The following is a 4,964-nucleotide window of genomic DNA, read 5'->3' as shown; positions in this document are numbered from 1 at the left end:
CCGGATCCGGGCTGCCGCGTCCGCGCGCAGGGCTCCGCGGGACTCGGCGCGGTCCGCGGTGGCGCGGGCCATGGCCTCCCAAGCGTGGAGGATGTCCGCGGGCATGCCCTCCTCCACCATGTGGGCCAGGGTCTCGCGGTGGCCGCGGACGGTCTCCACATCCCCGCGGGCCACCGGGCCGGTCAGCGCGGCGTCTCCGTCGGAGAGGGCGTTCTCCAGAGAGGCGGTGAGCAGGGGACGCAGCAGACGCTCGGTGTCCGCCACGCCGATCTCCGCCAGCAGCTGCGCGGACTGCGCGGTCAAAGTGACCAGGTGGTTGGAGCCGTGGGACAGGGCCGCGTGGTAGGTGGGCCGGTCGGCCTCCTTGATGACCACCGGCTCGCCGCCCATCTCCACGGTGAGCGCCTGCGCCACCGGCAGTACCACTGGGTCCGCGGTGACGCCGAAGACGCAGTCCTTGAGCCGGTCCAGGTCCAGGGACAGGCCGGTGAACGTCATGGCGGGGTGGATGGCCAGCGGGATCGCCCCGGCGGCCCGCACGGACTGCATCACGCCCACCCCGTACCGCCCGGAGGTGTGCACCAGCAGGTGCCCGGCCTGCACGTGGCCGGCCTGCACCAGCCCGTCCACGAGCTCTCCCAGCACGTCGTCCGGGACAGCGAACAGCACCATCTCGGAGCGGCGCAGGATCTCCGGGACCTCGAGCACCGGCACGTCCGGCAGCAGCGCCTCCGCACGGGTGCGGGAGGCCTCGGAGACCGCATGCACGCCGGTGACCGTGTGGCCGGCATTGCGCAGGGCGGCTCCAAGCACGGCGCCCACCTTCCCGGCGCCGATCACGCCGACGCCGAGGCGCCCCGGGCGCTGCGTGGGGTCGATCGAGGTATCCAGTCCTCCGGCCACTCAGGTCTCCTTCGGGGTGGTCGATGCCGCGGCCGCCGGAGCTCCGGCACCGGCCGGCTGCAGCTGCCGTTCGAAGCGCTCGAGCTCCTCGGCCGTCATCCACTGGTCGCGGTCCTTGTATCGGCGGGCCACCGCGGCGATCTCGGACTCGTGCTGGAACAGGCGCTCGGCCGTGTGCCGGTCCTGGGCCTTCACGGTGACGGCCTTCCCTCCGGCCAGGTCCATGGTCACGTCGGCCACCCGCAGGCGGCGCTGCACGGGTCCGGCACTGATCCGCAGGTTCTGGATGCGCTCGTGCTCGGCCACCTCGAGGCGGCGGGCGAAGCGTCCGCCACGCACCAGCAGCAGCCGATCCGTGGTAAGGAAGCCGGTGCGGCGCCACGTGAACCAGGTGAACCAGGCGCGGGCCCGCCGCGGGATGTGGGTGAAGCCGCCGTCGGCGAGGTCCCCGTGCATGGCCACATGCATCAGCTCGGCGGGGGTCAGCTCGGCGGCCTCGCCTGCGGCAGTGCCAGGCTCCGGGGACACGATGGTGAGCACGCGCAGCACGTCCTCCCACGGCCCCACGGGCAGCACCACCGACCGTTCGGAGCCCAGGTCGAGCCCGTAGCCGGCCACCTGCACGCGCACCTGGTACCAGCCCAGGGGTCGCCAGAGCAGCGACTGCCGGATGGTCACGCCCTGCACGCGCCCGGGCGGGACGGTCTGGGAGTTCGTCTCGGTCAGGCCGTAGCGCAGCCGCAGCCCGTCCCTCGAGTGGCGGACGGTGAAGCCCCAGCCCTTGTTCAGGCCGGACCACGTGTTGGTGACGATCGCGAAGAGCAGCGGGAATGCGATGCCCGCCGCGCTCAGCCCGAAGATGGCCCACCGCGACTCGTCCTCAGACATCCAGGCCTGGGGCATCAGGCCGATGAACAGTGCCGCCACCGCCAGGAACCCGCCGAACCCGAGGACGGTCGCCAGCGGTCCCGAGTCGGACAGCAGCACCGAGCCCACCAGGCGACCGGGCGGGACCTTGAGCATCAGGACCCCCTCGTCCGCATCGCGCAGCATCGGCGTCGGTGCGGGCGCCGGGGACGACGACGGCGCGGTCGCCCCCTCCTTCCCGGGCACCGGGGCGCTCACCTCGTCCGGGGCGCCCACGGCGCCGGCGGGTTCCACCGCGTGCCCAGAGACGGAGGATGCGGGGGAGGAGCCGTCGTCGGGGCGGGCCACGCCCGAGGCGTGGTCCAGGATCTCGCGGCGGACCTGCTCTGCCCGGTCCCGCTTGAGGAAGGACAGCTCCAGGGCGGTGTCGTTGCCGTCGGCGGCCTCCACCTTCACCGTGACCAGCCCGAACAGACGGGCGATCAGCGGGTGCTGCAGGTCCACGGCCTGGAGACGGTCGTAGCGCATCTGCCGGTTCTGCCGGAACAACCATCCCTCGCGGTACTGGATCTCCGACTCGGTGAGGCGGAAGCGTTTGAACCGCCAGGACAGGAAGAAGACCACGCCCAGCAGCAGGATGACGCCGGCAGCGATGCCGATCGCCGGCAGGAAGTCCAGGATCGACAGCTCACCGACCCCACCCCCGGAGCTGTCGGACCCGGCCTGGCCGAACCGGCGGCCGACCCACTGCTCCACGACGTCCCGGCCCACGAAGAACAGCATCAGTGCGAGGAACGTCCAGCTCTTCACCCACGGGGTCAGCGGGTGCATGCGGGTCCAGCCCTCGGCGTCCGTGGGGCGCTCGGTGTCGGTCACCGGGGCGTCGGCGGCGGACAGGCCGGCCGCCGCCACGGCCGGGGGGTGCCCGTCGTGGGGGCGGATGTCGCCGGGGAGGTCGTGCGGAGACGTGGGCATGCCGTCCTCCCGGCTCACAGGCCCGCCAGCTTCGCCTGGCCACGCTGCATGAGGACCTCGCGCAGCCGCTCGCACTCGGCCCGGGACAGGCCCTGCATCTCCAGGTCCGAGCCGGCGGTCTTCAGGGTCACCTTCTGCACGCCGAACCGGCGCTGGATGGGGCCCTCCTCCACGTCCACGTACTGCAGACGTCCGTAGGGGACGGCCTTCACGGAGCGGAACAGCAGGCCCTCGCGCCAGAGGATGTCCTCCTCCCGTTCGGCGTAGCCCCGGGCGCGCACCTGGCGCGGGGTGAGGGCGAGGTCGATCAGCGCCCACAGCAGCACCACACCCGGCAGGCCCCAGGCGAGCCACGTCCCCAGGTTCGGCCACACGCCGGTCAGCTTCAGGACCAGCGGGACGGACGCGACCGCTACGAAGACCACGCTGATGATCGCCCCGGCCAGCAACGACGCCGGGATCTCCTTCTCGGACACGGGTGTGAACTCGACGCCGTCAAGCTCCATGGCGCGCACTGGCGTATCCCTCCTCCGGGTCGGTCCGGCGGCGGGGCACTCCCCCGCCACCTCGTCCATCCTGCCGTCCGTTCGTTCCGCCCGCCTCATCCTCAGGGGGGATCCGGCACCATCGTTCGACCAGGATCCCCACCACCACGAGCACCACGCCGCCGCCCACGAGGAGCACGCAGTCCCGCAGCACCCCGGGGGCGGCCACCGCGCGGGCGAGCACCTGCACGAGGACGCCGGCGTGCCAGCCGCCGAACAGGGCCCCGGCGAACGCCCCGGACTGGGCCAACACCAGGATGCGGGCGGCGGCCAGCGGATCCATGCGCTCGGCCGGGAGGCGGTCCCAGTCCCGACGGATGCGCAGCCCGAAGCCGAGGCTGATCAGCGCCACCACCAGCAGGGTGATCAGCGCGGGCAGGCCCAGCACCGGGGTCTGCCGTCCGCCGCCCTGGGAGACCAGCGCGACCGTCCAGCCCAGCAGGCCGGCCAGCAGCGCGATCCCGGGCAGCCACCAGGTGCGCAGCGTGATCATGTGCGTTCCCTCCAGGTCGAGTCGATCCGCTCCCCGGGCACCGGGCGGCCGCCGGCGCCGTCCAGGTGGACGCGCTCCGGGGGCATGCGGCGGACGGTGTCCGCGCCCTCGGCCCGGTCGGCGAGCGCGGAGACCGGGGTCCCGGCGAGCGTGGCGTCCGGGTCTAGCCAGAGCCAGGGCAGCAGCACGAAGGCGCGCTCGGCGGCCCGCGGGTGCGGCAGCGTCAGGTCCGGGTGGTCACTGGTCACGCCCTCGTACGCGACCAGGTCCACGTCCAGGGTGCGGGCGCCCCAGCGGACGGTGCGCCGGCGGTGGTGCTCCTGCTCCAGCAGGTGTGCGGTGCCCAGCACCTCCCACGGGGACAGCGTGGTCCGCGCCGTGACGATCTGGTTCCGGTAGTCCGGCTGCCCGGGCGGCCCGCCGACCGGCGCGGTGAGCGCCCGCGGCGAGGCCTGCACATCCGTGAACCCGGGCAATGCGGTGAGCGCGGCCACGGCGGCGTCCATCGTCTGGTCCGCGTCCCCCAGGTTGGCGCCCAGCCCCAGCACGACGACGGCTGGCCGACTCGGCCTCTTCCCCAGGCTCGGCGTGGGGGCCGGCCCTCTGCGGGGTGGGTCCAGTCCCGCGGGATCGGCTCGCCCGGGTCCGGGGTAGAGGGGGTCCGCATCAACGCGCGGACTCCAGGTCGGCGCGGTCCAGGTCGGCGCGGTCGCGGACGACCGTCACCTGGACGTCATGGAACTCGTGGGGCAGCGGAGCCTGCGGCTTGTGGACGGTGACCTCCACGGTGTCCGTGAGCGGCTGGGTCTGCAGCAGCTGACGGGCGATGCGGTCCGCGAGGGTCTCGATGAGGTCGAAGGACTCGCCCATGATGAAGCCCGCCACCAGGTCCGCGACCTCGGCGTAGTTCACGGTCTGCGTGAGGTCGTCGGCGGCGGCCGCGCGCAGACGTCCACGTGCAGCACGACGTCCACCGAGAACGGCTGGCCCTCGCGCTTCTCCGTCTCGAACACGCCGTGGTACCCGACGGCGGAGATGCCCGTCAGGCGGATGCGGTCGCGGCGGGCCGGGGCGGCGGCGGACTGATGGCGTCCGAACATCAGCGGTCGTCCTTCCCACGCCAGGCGGCGGCGGCGCGGACGGCGTCCGCGGTGGGGGTGACGTCGTGCGCCGCGACCGCC

The 4,964-nt window shown here is 73.5% G+C and carries 5 protein-coding genes and 1 pseudogene; all 6 read right to left on the bottom strand.

From position 1 onward, the window contains the following. Positions 1–903, bottom strand: a 903-nt coding sequence (locus tag AC2W7A_RS09530) for a Rossmann-like and DUF2520 domain-containing protein (RefSeq protein ID WP_485991152.1), incomplete at its 3' end; no start/stop codon positions are given. Further along, complete coding sequence (locus tag AC2W7A_RS09525) at positions 904–2,745, bottom strand: PH domain-containing protein (protein WP_485991151.1); 1,842 nt, start codon at positions 2,743–2,745, stop codon at positions 904–906. A gap of 14 nt (positions 2,746–2,759) precedes the next feature. Beyond that, on the bottom strand, positions 2,760–3,251 hold the full coding sequence (locus tag AC2W7A_RS09520; RefSeq protein WP_485991150.1) for a PH domain-containing protein: 492 nt from the start codon (positions 3,249–3,251) through the stop codon (positions 2,760–2,762). After that, entirely contained in the window at positions 3,241–3,783 is a 543-nt protein-coding gene (locus AC2W7A_RS09515; protein ID WP_485991149.1) for a DUF3180 domain-containing protein, read from the bottom strand. The genes AC2W7A_RS09520 and AC2W7A_RS09515 overlap by 11 nt, the downstream gene beginning before the upstream one ends. Further along, the gene (gene folK, locus AC2W7A_RS09510) at positions 3,780–4,331 is read right to left on the bottom strand and encodes a 2-amino-4-hydroxy-6-hydroxymethyldihydropteridine diphosphokinase (RefSeq protein WP_485991148.1); all 552 of its coding nucleotides are present in this window, start codon (positions 4,329–4,331) and stop codon (positions 3,780–3,782) included. The genes AC2W7A_RS09515 and folK overlap by 4 nt, the downstream gene beginning before the upstream one ends. Positions 4,332–4,449: 118 nt before the next feature. Then, positions 4,450–4,883 (bottom strand): annotated as a pseudogene (gene folB, locus AC2W7A_RS09505) (dihydroneopterin aldolase). Positions 4,884–4,964 lie beyond the last annotated feature (81 nt).

This window comes from Micrococcus sp. LASM2_SD2 (assembly GCF_057364565.1).
Note: the sequence above shows the minus strand (reverse complement) of the source record. Positions and strands in the feature narration are given on the sequence as shown.